General features: G+C 34.4%; 13 protein-coding genes. 8 read left to right on the top strand and 5 right to left on the bottom strand.

Annotated elements, in window-relative coordinates; genetic code table 11:
- The first annotated feature begins 145 nt into the window (after window positions 1–145).
- The 4 genes from G7050_RS07000 (at window position 146) to G7050_RS06985 (ending at window position 4,554) form a co-directional block, all read left to right on the top strand.
- Window positions 146–847: a DNA alkylation repair protein gene (locus G7050_RS07000; protein ID WP_166113168.1), complete on the top strand. Its 702-nt coding sequence runs from the start codon at window positions 146–148 to the stop codon at window positions 845–847.
- Window positions 848–950: 103 nt separating this feature from the next.
- Complete coding sequence (locus G7050_RS06995; protein WP_166113165.1) at window positions 951–2,420, top strand: glycosyltransferase family 39 protein; 1,470 nt, start codon at window positions 951–953, stop codon at window positions 2,418–2,420.
- Window positions 2,421–2,496: 76 nt separating this feature from the next.
- Window positions 2,497–3,720 (top strand): pitrilysin family protein, encoded by a 1,224-nt coding sequence (locus G7050_RS06990; RefSeq protein ID WP_166113162.1) that lies wholly within the window; start codon window positions 2,497–2,499, stop codon window positions 3,718–3,720.
- Window positions 3,721–3,984: 264 nt separating this feature from the next.
- Window positions 3,985–4,554 carry an outer membrane beta-barrel protein gene (locus G7050_RS06985; RefSeq protein WP_166113159.1) on the top strand — a complete coding sequence of 190 codons (570 nt, stop codon included), beginning with the start codon at window positions 3,985–3,987 and terminating at the stop codon, window positions 4,552–4,554.
- A gap of 41 nt (window positions 4,555–4,595) precedes the next feature.
- On the opposite strand, the gene G7050_RS06980 is transcribed toward G7050_RS06985, so the two are convergent.
- The 5 genes from G7050_RS06980 to G7050_RS06960 all read right to left on the bottom strand — a co-directional run bounded on the left by G7050_RS06980 (window position 4,596) and on the right by G7050_RS06960 (window position 10,705).
- Window positions 4,596–5,231, bottom strand: a complete 636-nt coding sequence (locus G7050_RS06980) for a WbqC family protein (RefSeq protein ID WP_166113156.1) — start codon at window positions 5,229–5,231, stop codon at window positions 4,596–4,598.
- Window positions 5,232–5,258: 27 nt separating this feature from the next.
- On the bottom strand, window positions 5,259–6,212 hold the full coding sequence (gene lepB, locus G7050_RS06975; protein ID WP_166113153.1) for a signal peptidase I: 954 nt from the start codon (window positions 6,210–6,212) through the stop codon (window positions 5,259–5,261).
- 74 nt (window positions 6,213–6,286) lie between these two features.
- On the bottom strand, window positions 6,287–7,825 hold the full coding sequence (gene lepB / locus G7050_RS06970) for a signal peptidase I (protein ID WP_255499300.1): 1,539 nt from the start codon (window positions 7,823–7,825) through the stop codon (window positions 6,287–6,289).
- Window positions 7,826–7,939: 114 nt separating this feature from the next.
- Window positions 7,940–8,656 carry a 4-hydroxy-tetrahydrodipicolinate reductase gene (gene dapB / locus G7050_RS06965; protein WP_166113147.1) on the bottom strand — a complete coding sequence of 239 codons (717 nt, stop codon included), beginning with the start codon at window positions 8,654–8,656 and terminating at the stop codon, window positions 7,940–7,942.
- Between the two features lie 1,299 nt (window positions 8,657–9,955).
- Window positions 9,956–10,705, bottom strand: a complete 750-nt coding sequence (locus G7050_RS06960; RefSeq protein ID WP_166113144.1) for a copper homeostasis protein CutC — start codon at window positions 10,703–10,705, stop codon at window positions 9,956–9,958.
- A gap of 235 nt (window positions 10,706–10,940) precedes the next feature.
- Here G7050_RS06960 and mnmG point away from each other — a divergent pair, with 235 nt between their 5' ends.
- The 4 genes from mnmG (at window position 10,941) to G7050_RS06940 (ending at window position 16,162) form a co-directional block, all read left to right on the top strand.
- Window positions 10,941–12,815 (top strand): tRNA uridine-5-carboxymethylaminomethyl(34) synthesis enzyme MnmG, encoded by a 1,875-nt coding sequence (gene mnmG / locus G7050_RS06955; RefSeq protein WP_166113141.1) that lies wholly within the window; start codon window positions 10,941–10,943, stop codon window positions 12,813–12,815.
- 96 nt (window positions 12,816–12,911) lie between these two features.
- Window positions 12,912–13,451: an adenine phosphoribosyltransferase gene (locus G7050_RS06950; RefSeq protein WP_166113139.1), complete on the top strand. Its 540-nt coding sequence runs from the start codon at window positions 12,912–12,914 to the stop codon at window positions 13,449–13,451.
- A gap of 132 nt (window positions 13,452–13,583) precedes the next feature.
- A complete protein-coding gene (gene uvrC / locus G7050_RS06945; protein ID WP_166113136.1) occupies window positions 13,584–15,398 on the top strand; it encodes an excinuclease ABC subunit UvrC in 1,815 nt (604 codons plus the stop codon).
- Window positions 15,399–15,562: 164 nt separating this feature from the next.
- Complete coding sequence (locus G7050_RS06940; protein WP_166113133.1) at window positions 15,563–16,162, top strand: HdeD family acid-resistance protein; 600 nt, start codon at window positions 15,563–15,565, stop codon at window positions 16,160–16,162.
- Window positions 16,163–16,452 lie beyond the last annotated feature (290 nt).

The raw sequence follows: 16,452 nt of genomic DNA, 5'->3' as shown, positions 1-16,452 counted from the left end.
TATTTAGAATTGATAACAAAATATCTACTAATCTGTATATTTGTATTTTAAAGGTCGTAAACCTTTTTTATTGCTTATACCAAACAATTCTGGTTATAAAATACAACAATAAATATCCATCGTTACTTATCTGACAACTAAATCCATGACTGCAAAAGAGATACAATTACAACTAGAAAAAGCTTCAACACCAGAGAAGAGAGATTTCTTACCACACTTTTTTAAAACAGGAAAAGGAGGTTATGGAGAAGGCGATAAATTTATTGGAGTAATAGTTCCCGATATTCGCAAAATAGCCAAAGCAAACAAATCGCTTCCATCGAACGAATTAACCGATCTTTTAAATAATGAATACCATGAATGCAGAATGTGTGCTTTATTTATATTGGTTGAGAAATTTAAGAAAGCCAATGAAGCAGATCGAAAACAAATAGTCGATTTTTATCTCGCTCATTCTCATCGCATAAATAATTGGGACTTAGTTGACTTAAGCTCCAAGGATATACTTGGAGAATACTTAATTGATAAAGAAGATCGTAAAATTCTTTACAAATTAGCTAAAAGCGAATTATTATGGGATCAACGGATTGCAGTAATAGCAACTTTTGCATTTATTAAAAAGAGTGATTTTACCGATATAATCAATCTCTCAGAGCAATTTTTATCACACAAGCACGACCTTATGCATAAAGCAGTAGGCTGGATGCTCCGGGAAGCCGGAAAAAGAGATAAGACTGTATTGATTAATTTTCTGAATAAACATCATAAAGTGATGCCTCGTACCATGTTGAGATATTCGCTAGAAAAGTTGACAGCCGAAGAAAAGGCATATTACATGAAAAAGTAAAGCCTCAGACATTCTTATTACTTTGCCAACTATAACAGCTATAATTTGTTATGATTTAGAAATACATTATAGAATACTTTCAATTACTTAATAAGCTTTCTTTATGAAACTTACAAAAGGAATAAATAGATTATCAACCTGTGGACTCATTTTCGTCAGCTTTTGCTGTCTGCTATATATTAACTATATCAATCGGACATTTTGGTATGACGAGGCTTATACAATAGCTATAATGAAGCATTCGTTTTCCGAAATATGGAAAATAACAGCTACCGATGTGCATCCCCCACTCTACTACTTCATGTTGAAGCTTTTTATCGGAATATTTGGTGATTCATTATTTGTAATGCGAATATTCTCAAATCTCGGGGTTATGGCTTCTTGTCTGTTGGGAATATTTCCAATAAGACGTTTATTCGGAGAGAAGGTTATGTTCAGCTTCGTATTACTAATGATTCTGATGCCTGTAAACCAATATCTTGGTGTAGAGATACGAATGTATTCATGGGCTATGTTTTTCGTGCTGGCATGTGCAGTATACGCCTACGAAGTGTTTCAGAAAGAAACGCTATTCTGTTATTCTAAAATGACATTCTTCGGGATCTGTGCAGCGTATACTCATTACTATGCTTTAATCGCTGTTTTCTCCATATTCTTAATATTGACTATCTATTTATTGAATAAAAAACGAACAGTAGTCCGTCCCATACTTTTCAGCATTATATTTCTTTTGGCTTACAGTCCGTGGGTGCCTATACTTACCACTCAGTTTTACAGTGTTCATGAGAATTTTTGGGTCGAAACTCCCACCCTTAAAGATATCTTGCTATTCAGTTATTATTTCTTTTCACCGAAAGAACCATCCCATCCTTATACAATATTCTCGATATGGACCATGTCTGCCGCATTACTAATCATGCTAGGTTTGGTATTTACTTTAACCATCATTATTATACGTATGCATATACAAGACAAATCGAATAAAAGATTAAGGGCGGGTGCATATTTCATCTTGGTTTTTGTATCAACAATAATGATTACCTTCGCCATCACTTTTTTGATAAAACCAATAAGTGTTCCTCGCTACACTAGCTGTATGCTGGGAGCTTTAATTTTAGGTATAGCAATCTATGGAGTAGAATTGTATAAAACGAAGGCAAAACCAATAGCTATATCCGGTTTAATACTACTCTCGATGTTGAGTATAGCTCGTTTTTTTTCCGAAAAAGCATATTATATATCTCAAAATAAAAAATTTACAGAGGTAGCGGCATTCGTTGAATCGAAAGACAAATCTCTAAAAATGATAGCACCTTTGGAGGCATACCCTACTTTAGCTGAACTGTCGGTTCTACTGTCTAAAAAAGAATTTTTACTCTTTTCCCCGGATGACAATACAACTTACTTACCATTTGAGATTAAAACAATAGAAATGCTTCCGAACATAAGTGAGTTCTTTTTTGTTCAAACAGCCAATGACTCAACGGTTATACCCGGTAAATACAGGATAAAAAGTAAATTACAATTAGATAAAATTATTATTAGCCAAATAGAGGCTAAAAACTCAAATTAAGGTCACAGGTCTATCGAATAGTAAACAAATACCAATTAACAATTATGGGTAAGCCGGTTTACTAAAAACTATTTAAATGAAAGAATATCAATCCTATACTCTAAAAAACGGTTTACGTATTGTACACAAACCTTTAGCAGGTAAAGTTTCATACTGCGGATTTATGGTCAATGCAGGTACCAGAGATGAACAGCCCGATGAATTTGGGATGGCTCACTTTGTAGAACATATGCTATTCAAAGGAACCGAAAAACGCCGTTCGCATCATATTATCAACCGCATGGAAAGTGTAGGCGGAGAAATAAATGCGTATACAAATAAAGAAGAAACTGTCATTTATTCGATATTTCTCGAGGAGCATTTCTCTCGGGCTTTTGAGCTTCTGACCGATTTGACTTTTCATTCAACATTCCCCGAAAGAGAAATAGAAAAGGAAATAGATGTAATTCTGGATGAGATAAATTCGTACGAAGACAGTCCTTCTGAATTAATTTTCGATGAATTCGAAAATCTGATATTCCGTAATTCTCAGCTAGGTCATAATATATTGGGAGAACCCGATCTGCTCGCCAAGTTTGATACAGCCAAAGCACGAACCTTTGTCCAAAAACATTATTCTCCTGAGAATATGGTGTTCTTTTCATTGGGAAATACGGACATAAAAAAGATCATTAAACTAGCTGAAAAGTATCTTTCGGAAATAGAAACTCTTTCACCAAATCATTCAAGAGTAGCTCCCGGTGCTGTTGAACGAACAGAGCAGATTACGGCAAAGGAAACTTCTCAAACACATGCTTTGATTGGAGGAAAGTGCTATGATTTACATAGCCCAAAACGAAAGGTATTGCATTTACTTAACAATATTCTGGGAGGACCGGGCATGAATAGCCGACTGAATATCTCTTTACGAGAAAAAAGAGGATATGTATACAACGTAGATTCAAATATGACATGTTATTCCGATACAGGTATCTTCTCTATTTATTTTGGTTGTGACAAACGCAATGCGGAAAAATGCTTCAACTTAATATATAAAGAGCTAGCAGGGCTCCGTGACAATAAACTGACAACATCACAGCTGGCTGCAGCGAAAAAACAATTAATCGGACAAATTGCAATTTCGGGCGATAATCATGAGAATCTGGCATTAGGTTTAGCCAAAAGCTTTATGCATTATAATCATTTCAACAACATGGAGGAGACTATAAAGAGGATAGAACAAATAACATCTTCTGATCTATTAGAAGTTGCAAACGAGATTTTTCACAAAGAAAATCTTAACTCTTTGACTTATCAGTAATCTGTTTAACAGCAAAAGCCCCTTCCAGTAGAAATTACATGACAAGATTAAGTTAAATTATCATAATGAAAGGCAATATGCTACATATTAATGATTTTAATAATATAAAACCATCCCATTTAACTAAATATCGCTCTAAACAGCTTACATATTTTAATTAATTTAACATTAATATTTGGAAAATAAACCTCAATTATCAAAATTAAGGATAAATTTGTGACGTTTTTGGTTAACTAAAAAGTAACACATTTAAAATTTAGGTTTATGAAAAAATTATTCTTAACTATTGCAGTAGCACTAGGTGTATTTTCTGCAGCAAGTGCTCAAGGTAACATGTGGGTTGGAGGAACAGCAGGTGTATGGTCAAGCAAAGTAAAAGGAGGCGATAGCCAACTTAGCTTCAAAGTTATGCCTGAATTCGGATATATCTTAAATAGTAATGTAGGTATCGGTATCGCTCTTGGTGGTGCTCATACTCACGGAGGTCTTGATTTTGACGGCAAAGCTTTAGTAAATGAAGGATCAGTTAATTCATATAAAGTAAATCCTTTCTTACGTTATACATTCCTTAAAAGCGATCTTGGTGGTTTATTCTTTGACGGAGGTGTAGCTTATGGATGGGAAAAAGGAACTAACGGAGGAGACAAAGCTAATACTCTAGAAGTAGGTTTGAGACCTGGAGTTGCTATCAATGTATCTAACAAAGTTGCTTTACTAGGTAAATTCGGTTTCTTAGGATACCAAACCGGAAAAGTAAAAGACACAAGAACTAACAGCTTTGGTTTTGACTTTGACATGAGCAATATCGAATTAGGAGTTAACTTAAAATTCTAATTTGATCATATAATCAAATAAATAAAAAACCTCTTGAATTCTCAAGAGGTTTTTTTTATGCTTTTACTCAAAACTAACAGGCTTTCGTTCCCCATATTGAATAGAAGATCTAAAATACTCAGATTCTCCGTAAACCCAAAACGGTGCTCAAACACCTGATAATAGTGAATAGATTCAAAATCAGGATCAATAACCCTCCAATCTATTTTAGGTGAAATTTTCGATCTGTAATCTAGTCCTTCTACCTCTAAAAGAAATTCATCTGTATATTGTATAGTTGACGTATCTATATCTATTAATTGACAGATCAAATTTCGTAACTCTTCATTAAAATCAAAAAGGTATTTATACTCCTTCTCATAGAAAGGTCGGAAATCATCCTGATAATATTCGAAGAATGGTGTAGAGTTATAAGCCGAAATAAGCGCATTCCAGTGCAAATGCCGCCAATTTCCATGGTCGGCTATACGAACATCCCTTATCGGACATTTTTTGCCTCCAGCGCTCTCTATTGGAACAGATAGTGCCATCGGACCATTTGCCGATAGTATGGTACATCTGTTTCGATAAGTTTGTTTGATATAATTCTCGTGCTGCTCAATATACACATCTCCTTTGAGTAGTTTCGAATAGTACTCGACAGGAGCAAGATAAGCGGTAGATAAATAAGTACTCATTTTAAATTGAATCAGAAGGTCTCAGACCTATTTTACACACGAAAATAACCGATTCCATCTCGAACCTTCTTCGTCTGAACTATACCAGATAACGGACGCCTTTCCTATAATATCCTTTTCGGAGATAAAACCCAAAGTTCGTGAATCTATGGCATCCTCTGCATTATCGGATAAAACCCAATAATAGTTGTACTTAAAAGTATAAGATTTCAGATCTTCAACTTTCACGTTAGCTCCCACTTCATCGTGAATAATCTGCCTGTATAAAGGAATATTAAATTCGGAAAGAGCTATTGTCATACCCGCCGAAGGAATCAGCAGATCATAAGATACTTTATCCTGAATACTTAGCTGCAATTGAATACTGTCATTCAATTTCTGATTGATAAGGAAAACCTCGTATCTGCTAAGGCTGGAATATATCGATGTCGAATCCATCTTTAAATCACGGGGATTTATATTGAGAGATTTTATTACGGCGAAGATGGTATCTTTTGAATCTCTATTAAATCGAAAAGACTGTAAAAGATCAGGAGAAGAAACTGTTTTTATGCCGTTCAAATAAAAATCGCCCCCCTGTACTTTTATCGTATCGCCTGCCACCGCTACACAACGGCTTAGATACAGGCTTCGTTTATCGAGCGGTTTTTCGACCTCCAAAGGATTATTAAACAAAATAACATCGTTGCGATCTACGATCTTTCCAAACAGGCGGTGATAGCCCAACTGAATCAGGTCGGAGTATGATTTCATTCCGAATAAATGGTCAAAAGTAAACGGTATAGTTAACAGAGTAATGGGCATTCTGATACCATAAGATACCTTATTAACCAGAACCCTGTCGCCTCTAAGCAAGGCAGTCTCCATCTGAGAAGAGGAGACTGTATAGGATTGTATAAAGAAAACCCGAATACAAAAGACAACCAGTAAAGCTATAAGGAACGCCTTGCCCCACCATCTTACTATTTTTGTTTTCTTCATAATGTCATGCTTTTAAGTACAATAAAATTGTCAGTTGTACTTATACTTATCAATGGATAGAAAGATTTGATACCTTATTTCTTTTTGGCACTTGTAAATATTCTGTCCCACCGTATTTTTCCGTCGAACCAGCCTTTATCCTTATCCAAAGATAACCATACAAATAAAGGTTGCCCTACAATATGATCTTCGGGAACAAAACCCCAAGAACGGGAGTCGGCCGAATTATGACGATTGTCTCCCATCATAAAGTAATAATCAAACTTGAATGTATAAGAATCGGCAGGCTTTCCATTGATGTAAACTTTACCATCTTTGTAAGCAAAATCGTTTCCTTCATAATTTTTGATTACGCGCTCATAAGCAGCTACTTTATAATCTACATCTGTATCGAATATAATAGTCTCGCCCTTTTTAGGAATCCAAAGAGGACCATAAGAATCACGAGTCCATTTAGTCGGGTAATCAATCGGATAATAAAACGGATAATCTATAATCTTTCCATCGGCGGTTTCGCTTCTTTCGATACGCTCTTTTTCTTTAAAAACATTGATAACAAAAGGCTTCGCTTTCAAAGTTTCGACCATCTTTTTAGTTAGTGGTAATGTATAAACCAAACCGAATGTTTTTCCTTTTGCAACAAAACCCAATTGAGTCAGTTGTAAACTATCGGCTGCAAATTTCACTTCATCAGGCAGTCCTTTATTCAAAAGAGGATTTGATCTTCTAAGCTCATTCAATGGATCAAAATAATTAGCGGATAGCTGACCTCGCTCGTTTACCACTGCATAGTCATCCTTACTAATACCCAATTCATCAAACACCTGCTCGGAAATAGCAGTACCATCGGTCTGAACAAAATATCTCAACTGCATATTTTCGGGAGCTTCGACCTTTTTACCGTTAATATAGACTTCGTCATCTTTTACTTCTAAGGTCTCACCGGGAAGTCCCATAGCTCTTTTTACATAATTTTCTCGCCTGTCTACCGGACGATAAACGATTTCTCCATATTTCTCTTTATTAGACCATAGCCCCTCACGACCTCGTGGGTCTAGCTTACATAAGGTATAATAATCGGCTTGCTGCATATTCAAAGCAACCGTATCTCCCGCCGGAAAGTTGAATACAACAATATCGCCTCGTTCTATTTGACCGAAGCCTGCAAAACGTTGGTATTTCAATTGTGGCTTATCAAGATAAGACTTGATATTTAAAACAGGCAAAGTATGCTGTGCCAAAGGAAACGACAAAGGAGTCATTGGCGAACGGGTTCCATAGCTCATTTTACTGACAAACAAAAAGTCTCCCACCAAAAGAGATTTTTCTAAAGAAGACGATGGAATCTGATAGTTTTGGAAAAAGAATGTATTTATAACATACACGGCGATTAAAGCAAAACCAATTGCGTCGACCCACTCCATAACTTTGCGAAGAGATCCGTTTTTACTAGTCCTCCAAAACGACCAGGGTATAAATTTCAGGATATAACTATCGAAGAAAACGATAGTTAATAACAATACGGCATAATAGCCCGTCCAAATAGTAAAAGCTATACAGAATATGGTTATTAGTATAAATTTTATCCACTGCTTGCGAGTTGCTTGAGACAGCCTCTCCTTCAGACTTTTTTTACCCGAAGGGTTGTTCTGATTATTTCTTGCTTCCATATATTATTAGTAATATAAATATTTATTACATTTTAGAAAAAACGATAGTTGAAGACCTTAAAAATTAAGCATATCCTGCATTCCTAAGAATCCTTTTTTCCCATTCGTAAATTCAGCGGCTAAAACGGCACCTAATGCAAAACCTTTACGATTTTTAGCATCATGTTTTATACTGATTATATCAGCCTCCGATTCATAAAATATTTCATGAATACCGGGAACTTCTCCTTCTCTGATACAATGTATAGCCAAATCGGAAGGTTTCAACTCTGCTTCGAGATTCCAATTAGTCTTTCTATCGACATTTTCGATAATACCTTCTGCCAAAGTAATTGCGGTTCCGCTTGGAGCATCCAATTTATGAATGTGATGCACTTCCTCCATTTTCACCGTATAATCGGGAAAATTATTCATAATCTTCGCAAGATATTTATTAACTGCGAAAAATATATTTACTCCTAAACTATAATTAGAGGCATAAAAGAAAGTCTGTCCCTTATTTTCACAAGCATCTTTTACTTCGGGCATGTTTTCGAGCCATCCCGTTGTACCTGCAACAATAGGAACACCGGCAGCAAAACATTTTCTGAAATTATTCATAGCACTTGCCGGAGTTGTAAATTCAATCGCAACATCTGCCCCTTTAAATTCAGCAGAATCAAAACCGGAAAGATTGTTTTCATCAATGATCGAAACAATAGAATGTCCGCGATCAAGGGCAATTCGTTCGATCTCCTTACCCATTTTTCCATAACCAATAAGTGCTATTTTCATATCTAAATAAATCTGTATTATAAGTTTATAAAATATACTATTCTGTTTTACAGGATATTAAAACAAAAACAAGTCATTAATAAAAAAGTAGACAACCTCCATTTATATCCAAAATATTACAAATGTAAGAAAAACTAATTATTATAATTCATATGATCATATGATCTTCTGATAAACAGACCATTTAAGATATCAGCCCATTTAATTTTCCATTGAATACATATAATGGGCAGTTATTACTTTTAATTAAGCTCACAGAACTATTCATTAATTTTTCAATTACAAGATATATAGACAGTTATATCTATAAAAGATATAATGAATATTTCCTCTTACTTAGAATATTCAAACCGAATCTTTATCAATAAAAGCTTCATTTATCCTATTGTATAATCAGTCTGATATAAGAACAAAAAATCACAGCATTAGTAAAATAAGTAATAAACTAATATTCAACCCATAAGATCTATATATTATCGTTTTAATCGAGAAAAATATATTTATAATAGAACAAACTTCAAGATTTCATCGATAAAACAAGCGATCCTTAAAAAACACAAATAAATAACATGAAAATGCCCCATTATAGATAATCAAAAACCGTAGGATTCTAAATTAATAGACTAGCTATTTTCATCATTTTTCTCTTAATAATGAAAATAGCCAACTATCAATTCAAGGCATAAGGATAAATATTAAGTCTTACTAACAAATAAAAAAGATGAATATATAAGATAAAGCAATCAATAATGATACAATAGATCTAGTATAAAGTTTTCTAAATAATATTTTATATAAAATCAAAGTTTATAAAATCAAAAACTATTATCTATTTAAAATTTTTCATTTATATCGCTAGTAATACGTATTACTATACTTATATACAATATTTAAAATTTATAATTAAATAAATAATAATATAATATTCATATAATTAGAATAATATAAAATATAGGATTATATGAAAATAGTACTTCTGAATATAATTAAGATTATTTCAAGAAAAATATTTCAAGAAATTTTACAATAAAATAGAAATCAGAATAAAAAATAGGATAAAATAGTTACCATATTTGAATAACTATTTATAAAAAATTGGAATAAAAAATTTGAAATATAGAAAGACATAAAATATATAATATCACAACTTGGAAAATAAAATTAAAATTATCTGATTGAAAAAATCAAAAAAGAAGAGCAGGAAAAAAGATAAATCTTTAAACCTGCTCTTATCTAAAATCAAATAATCTGATTAAACAGCTATACTAAATCAACAAATTTAGCCCTTAAATAAAGAGATTATAAATTAGCATTTTTAACTATTTCTTTCACCCTGTTAGCATCAGATAAAAGAAAAGAATATTCGGAATAACCCGAATTGTTATAATTATCAGGAAAATTAGGACTATTGTATTTCATCCCCCCCTGTATTGGCTTTTGAAATGTTCCATGCACTTCTTTCACACCTGTAGAATGAACCAACTCCGTAACATTAGTTTCATTCACACCTGATCCGGCCATAATAATGATCCTATTATTCGACAAATCGACTAATTTCCGAAGAACTTCTCGACCTCCAAACGCTGTTTGATAGCCTCCCGAAGTTAGAATACGGTCACAACCTAAACGAATGACATCTTCAAGCGCCGAATATAGGTCATGAACGCGATCAAATGCCCGATGAAAGGTAACTGACATACCATGCTTTTTAGCTAGTTCTACCAGCTTACCATTTCTTTCAATATCAACATTCCCTTTTTTATCTAAAATACCAATCACAACACCATCACATTTGAGTTCGCCACACAGCTCAATATCACTTTTCATCGATTCGAAATCAAGATTATCATATAAAAAATCCCCCCCTCGAGGACGAATAATTACATTCAGGTCAATCTCGATATGATTCCGGGAAAGCTCTATCTGAGACTTAGCAGGAGTAGTTCCCCCATCAGACAAATTACCACACAATTCGACTCTTACTGCCCCACCCTTTTGAGCTTCAATAGCCGATTGAACGGAGTTAGCACATACTTCTACAGTTACCATATTTCAATATATTATTCGGTATAGTTTATATTTTAAGTAAAAATAAGACAAAAAAGAAGAAATCGGAAAACTTAGACGGAAAGAAACAAGTTATGAACTGATATAAAAATAGTAACTTTGCACAATAATTAAATAGCAGCAAATATTTAACGCAATATCTCTAATTACAACAGATAGTTGCACTTATACTTGCTCGAATAAAACAAATAAGTCGGAGACTTTAAAGTAAATAACAATGGATTTTAAATATGACGTAATAGTCGTAGGCGCAGGACATGCCGGCTGTGAAGCCGCTACAGCAGCAGCTAACTTAGGCTCAAAAACCCTGTTAATAACGATGGATATGAATAAGATCGCCCAGATGAGCTGTAATCCTGCAGTGGGTGGAATCGCAAAAGGACAAATAGTAAGAGAGATCGACGCTTTAGGCGGACAAATGGCGATTGTTACAGATAAAACTGCCATCCAATTCAGAATGCTAAACAAGTCGAAAGGACCTGCGATGTGGAGTCCTCGGGCACAAAGCGACAGGGCTCAATTCATTTTAAAATGGAGAGAAATTGTCGAAAACACCAATAACTTATTCATCTGGCAAGATGCGGTTACATCCCTGGTTATCGAAAATAAAACAGTAAAAGGTGTAAAAACAAGTCTCGGTGTAACATTTTCCGCACAATCGGTAGTGCTTACAAACGGTACTTTTTTGAACGGATTGATGCATATCGGATCGACTCAACTTACAGGAGGAAGGGTTGCAGAACCTGCTTCATACGGAATCACCGAACAATTAAGAGAGGCGGGATTTACTACAGACAGAATGAAAACGGGAACTCCTGCCAGAATTGACGGTAGAAGCGTTGACTTTTCACTGATGGAAGAACAAAAAGGTGAAGAAGATTTCCACAAATTTTCTTACTTAGATTTCAAACCTAGAACCCTTAAACAACTTAGTTGCTGGATATGCAATACAAATGAAGAAGTTCATGACAAACTAAGAGAAGGTCTTGAATATTCACCCCTTTACAACGGACAAATCAAGAGTATAGGACCAAGATACTGTCCAAGCATCGAAACTAAAATAGTAACTTTTTCGGAGAAAAATTCACACCAATTGTTCTTAGAACCCGAAGGTGAAAACACTCAGGAATATTACTTAAATGGTTTTTCCTCGTCTCTCCCACTCCACAACCAAATTGAGGCTCTTGAAAAAATACCGGCTTTCAGAAACATTCATATCTACAGACCGGGATATGCTATTGAGTACGATTTCTTCGATCCTACGCAATTAAAACATACGTTGGAAACGAAATTAATGAAAAACTTATTCTTTGCCGGTCAAATAAACGGAACTACAGGATATGAAGAAGCTGCGGGACAAGGACTGATTGCAGGTATAAATGCTCACTTGAATTGCCACAGTGATAAAGAATTTATCTTAAGACGAGACCAAGCATATATAGGTGTATTGATCGATGATCTGGTAACAAAAGGCGTGGATGAACCGTACAGAATGTTTACTTCTCGTGCCGAATATAGAATCTTATTAAGACAAGACGATGCTGACGTACGCCTCACTCAATTGGGATATGATCTGGGTATTGTAAAAGAAGACCGCATAAATCTTCTGAATGAAAAGAAAGAAGAAATAAACAAACTGATTGAATTCACGGCAAACTATCCTTTGAAACCGGAATATATAAATTCATCATTGGAGAAATTAGGAACAAGTCCTTTAAAACAAAGAGTCAAATTAAAAGACTTGTTGACCCGTCCACAAATAAGTATCGAAAACATTCTGGATTCGATTCCTGCATTTAAAGCAGAGATTGATAAAATCCCGAATAGAAAAGAGGAAATCATCGAAGCAACAGAAATAAGAATCAAATATGACGGTTACATCAAACGCGAACAATTGATCGCTGAAAAGATAACCAGATTAGAAAACATTCTGATAAAAGACAAAATCGATTACGAAAGCATTTTATCTCTTTCGACGGAGGCTCGCCAAAAGCTCGCCAAAATAAATCCGGAAACAATCGGACAAGCAAGTCGAATCCCCGGAGTTTCACCGAATGACATTTCGATTCTCCTTGTACTTTTGGGAAGATAAAAAGAAACCGGTTTCACGTGGAACAAATTTCGGTTTCACGTGGAACAATTTCAAAAATACGCGTCACAGCACATTAAAACAGTTATTTATAAAATCATGCCACACAAAAAAATTGAAAGTCTAAGATCATCCGTAAGAAATATTCCAGACTTTCCAATACCGGGAATCCAGTTTAAAGATGTAACCACATTATTTCAATCTCCTCAAAACTTGAAAGACCTGACAGAAGTTTTAACAGACTTGTATAAAAACAAGGGCATAACCAAAGTTGTAGGAATTGAATCAAGAGGATTTATAATGGGCCCTATTTTAGCTTTAAATATGAATGCCGGATTTATTCCAATCAGAAAACCCGGAAAGCTTCCTGCAGATACATACGAAGAAAGCTACGAAAAAGAATATGGTGTAGATACAATACAAATACACAAAGATTCGCTAGAACCAGATGATGTAGTACTAATTCATGATGATTTACTTGCAACAGGAGGAACAATGCTTGCTGCATATAAATTAATCAAAAGAATGGGTGTAAAAAAAATATATGTAAACTTCATTATCGAATTAGAACAACTTCAGGGTCGAAAACTATTCCCTGATGATGTAGAAGTGGAAGCAATTATAAAATACGATATTTAATATCCCGAATTTTTTATTACCTTAGTATAGCAGTGGTAGATTTTGTGTTACTCGTCGATGATTAACCAAAAATCTACCACTACCAATTAGAATACAGAGATAACGAATTAACAGAAACTAAATCTTACATAGATGAATGATGTCTTAAGAAATATAATACAGAATATACCGGATAAACCTGGATGTTATCAATATTTTGATGACAAAGGAAGTATTATATATGTAGGAAAGGCTAAGAATCTAAAAAAAAGAGTATCTTCTTATTTTACAAAGACTCATCACGACAGCCCTAAAACGCGTATACTGGTTAGTAAAATAAAAGATATAAAATATATTGTTGTAGATACCGAAGAGGATACTTTTTTATTAGAGAACAATCTGATAAAGGAATACCAACCTCGCTACAATGTAATGTTAAAAGATGACAAAACATATGCTTCTATTGTCATCAGAAATGAATTTTTTCCACGAATAATTCAAACCCGCAATATAGTAAAAGACGGATCACAGTATTTTGGTCCGTATGCCAGTGGAGGAAGTATAAAAGCGTTACTCGAAACAATTCATAAGCTCTACCCTATTCGCACATGCAGCCTAAGTTTAACTCCCGAGAATATAAAAAACGGAAAGTTTAAAGTATGTCTCGAGTATCATATCAAAAGATGCCTAGGTCCATGTGAAGGTTTACAATCTTTAGAAGAATATAATAAGAATGTAGAAAGTGTACGCGAGATACTAAAGGGAAATATAAATATTGCAAGTAAAGCAATCTATGAAGAAATGCAAAATCTGGCTGCGGATTTTAAATTTGAAGAAGCTCAGAAATTGAAAGAGAAATATATATTAATAGAAAACTTCAAACAGCGATCGACCGTTGTTTCGAGCATTATGTACAATATTGATATTTTCGGCTACGACGAAGATAGTTCGGCAGCCTACATCAATTTCCTAAGCGTGCATAATGGATCGGTCATACGGGCATATACTTTCGAATACAAGAAAAAGCTAGATGAGCAAAAAGAAGAGCTATTGGGACTCGCCATCCTCGAAATGAAAGACCGATTCCTAAAACTCGCTAAAGAGATAGTAGTGCCTTTCCTCCCTGATCTTATTCTTCAGGATACCGAATTTACTATACCTCAAAGAGGGGATAAACTGAAGCTACTTAAACTGTCTATTCAGAATGTAAAACAATATAAAATAGACAAGCTCAAAAAGGCCGAAAGCTTGAATCCCGAACAACGCTCTATAAGAATTGTAAAAGGGATCCAGAACGACTTACACTTAAAAGAACTTCCTATACATATCGAATGTTTCGATAACTCGAATATTCAAGGAACAAACCCTGTATCTGCATGTGTAGTATTCAAAATGGCAAAACCATCCAAACAAGACTACCGTCACTTTATGGTAAAAACTGTAGAAGGCCCTGATGATTTTTCGACCATGAAAGAAGTTGTATTCAGGCGCTATCACAGACTCAAGGAAGAGAAGGCCCCCCTACCCCAACTCATTGTTATTGACGGTGGTAAAGGACAATTAAGTGCGGCTTGCGAATCTTTAAAGGAACTCGAATTGTATGGAAAAATAGCCATCGTAGGCATAGCCAAAAGGTTAGAAGAAATATATTATCCGGAAGACTCTATTCCTCTCTATTTAGATAAAAATTCTGATACTCTAAAAGTTATCCAACACCTTAGAGATGAAGCCCATCGCTTTGGTATTACTTTTCACAGAAACCTAAGAAGTAAAGGACAAATTGTATCTGAACTTGATAGTATTAAAGGAATCGGAGAAGAAACAAAGAAAATGTTATTAAAGCATTTCAAAAGCATAAAACGCATAAAATCAAGCACATCGGAAGAAATAGAAGAAGTTGTGGGCAAACACAAAGCCAAACTTATCGGTGAACATTTCAATAAAGACAAAAAAGACACAGACATCTAAATTAATGGTTAAGCAGAGCAATAAGATACAAAAAGTATCAAATTGACACAAAAACACGTAATAAGCACTTAAACAATAAGCAGGCAAGAACAAATAGAAATTTCCCAAAACATAATTAACTATTCATTTGTTATAATAAGTAGAAAATATAAAATTATATCATTATGGAAAATCATTTACTTTCTACATTCAAAAGAGCAGTTAAAAATTGGTGGATATCACTATTAGTCGGTATTGTAGCCGTTGTAGTTGGCTTTATATGTATGTTTACACCATTTGCCACATTTGCAGCAATCACACTCCTATTCGTTTTCTCATTTTTCGTTGGAGGAATTTCAGAAATCGTATTTGCACTTTCCAACAAGAATGTAATACATAATTGGGGATGGACACTTGCAATGGGTATTATCGATTTGCTATTTGCCGTATTCTTATTAGCCAATTTAGATATTGCACCTCTTATGCTTTGCTATTTTATCGCCTTCTGGATACTTATTCAATCCATCTGGGGAATAGGTATGGCTTTTGACCTTCAATCAGTAAGAAATAGCGGTTGGGGATGGGTATTGGCATTATCAATACTTAGTGTATTTGCCTCTATCATCCTATTGTTTCAACCCGCTATAGCAGGTTTGTTTGCAGCATACATTATCTCTTTTGCATTTATTTTCTATGGAATACTAAGAATATTCCTGGCATTCAAACTGAAAACTTTGGTTAAATATTTACCGAAAGATCATGACGAACATCGTCTAGGAGAATGAGATAAAAAATAATAGAAATCAACTAACAGCACATTGACCAATGTGCTGTTTTTTTATTGCCTACATACCCAAATTTATTCCTACTTTTGTATAAAATAAAATCGATTATAAGTAATGCGAATCAGTAGTTAATCTGTTATGTTTAAATGTTCAATTATTCTAACGCACCCTATGGGTTTGTTTTTCATTTTGCCTTGATGCAAAACGAAACAAAAGATCAAGACTGTGCCTTTTGCCCGACCCGCTACGGACTCGAAAACTAAAACAAAAGAAAAACGTTTAACGAAAGA

It is taken from the genome of Dysgonomonas sp. HDW5A, from assembly GCF_011299555.1.
GTDB lineage: Bacteria > Bacteroidota > Bacteroidia > Bacteroidales > Dysgonomonadaceae > Dysgonomonas_A.
This window is presented reverse-complemented; position numbering and strand designations above follow the sequence as displayed.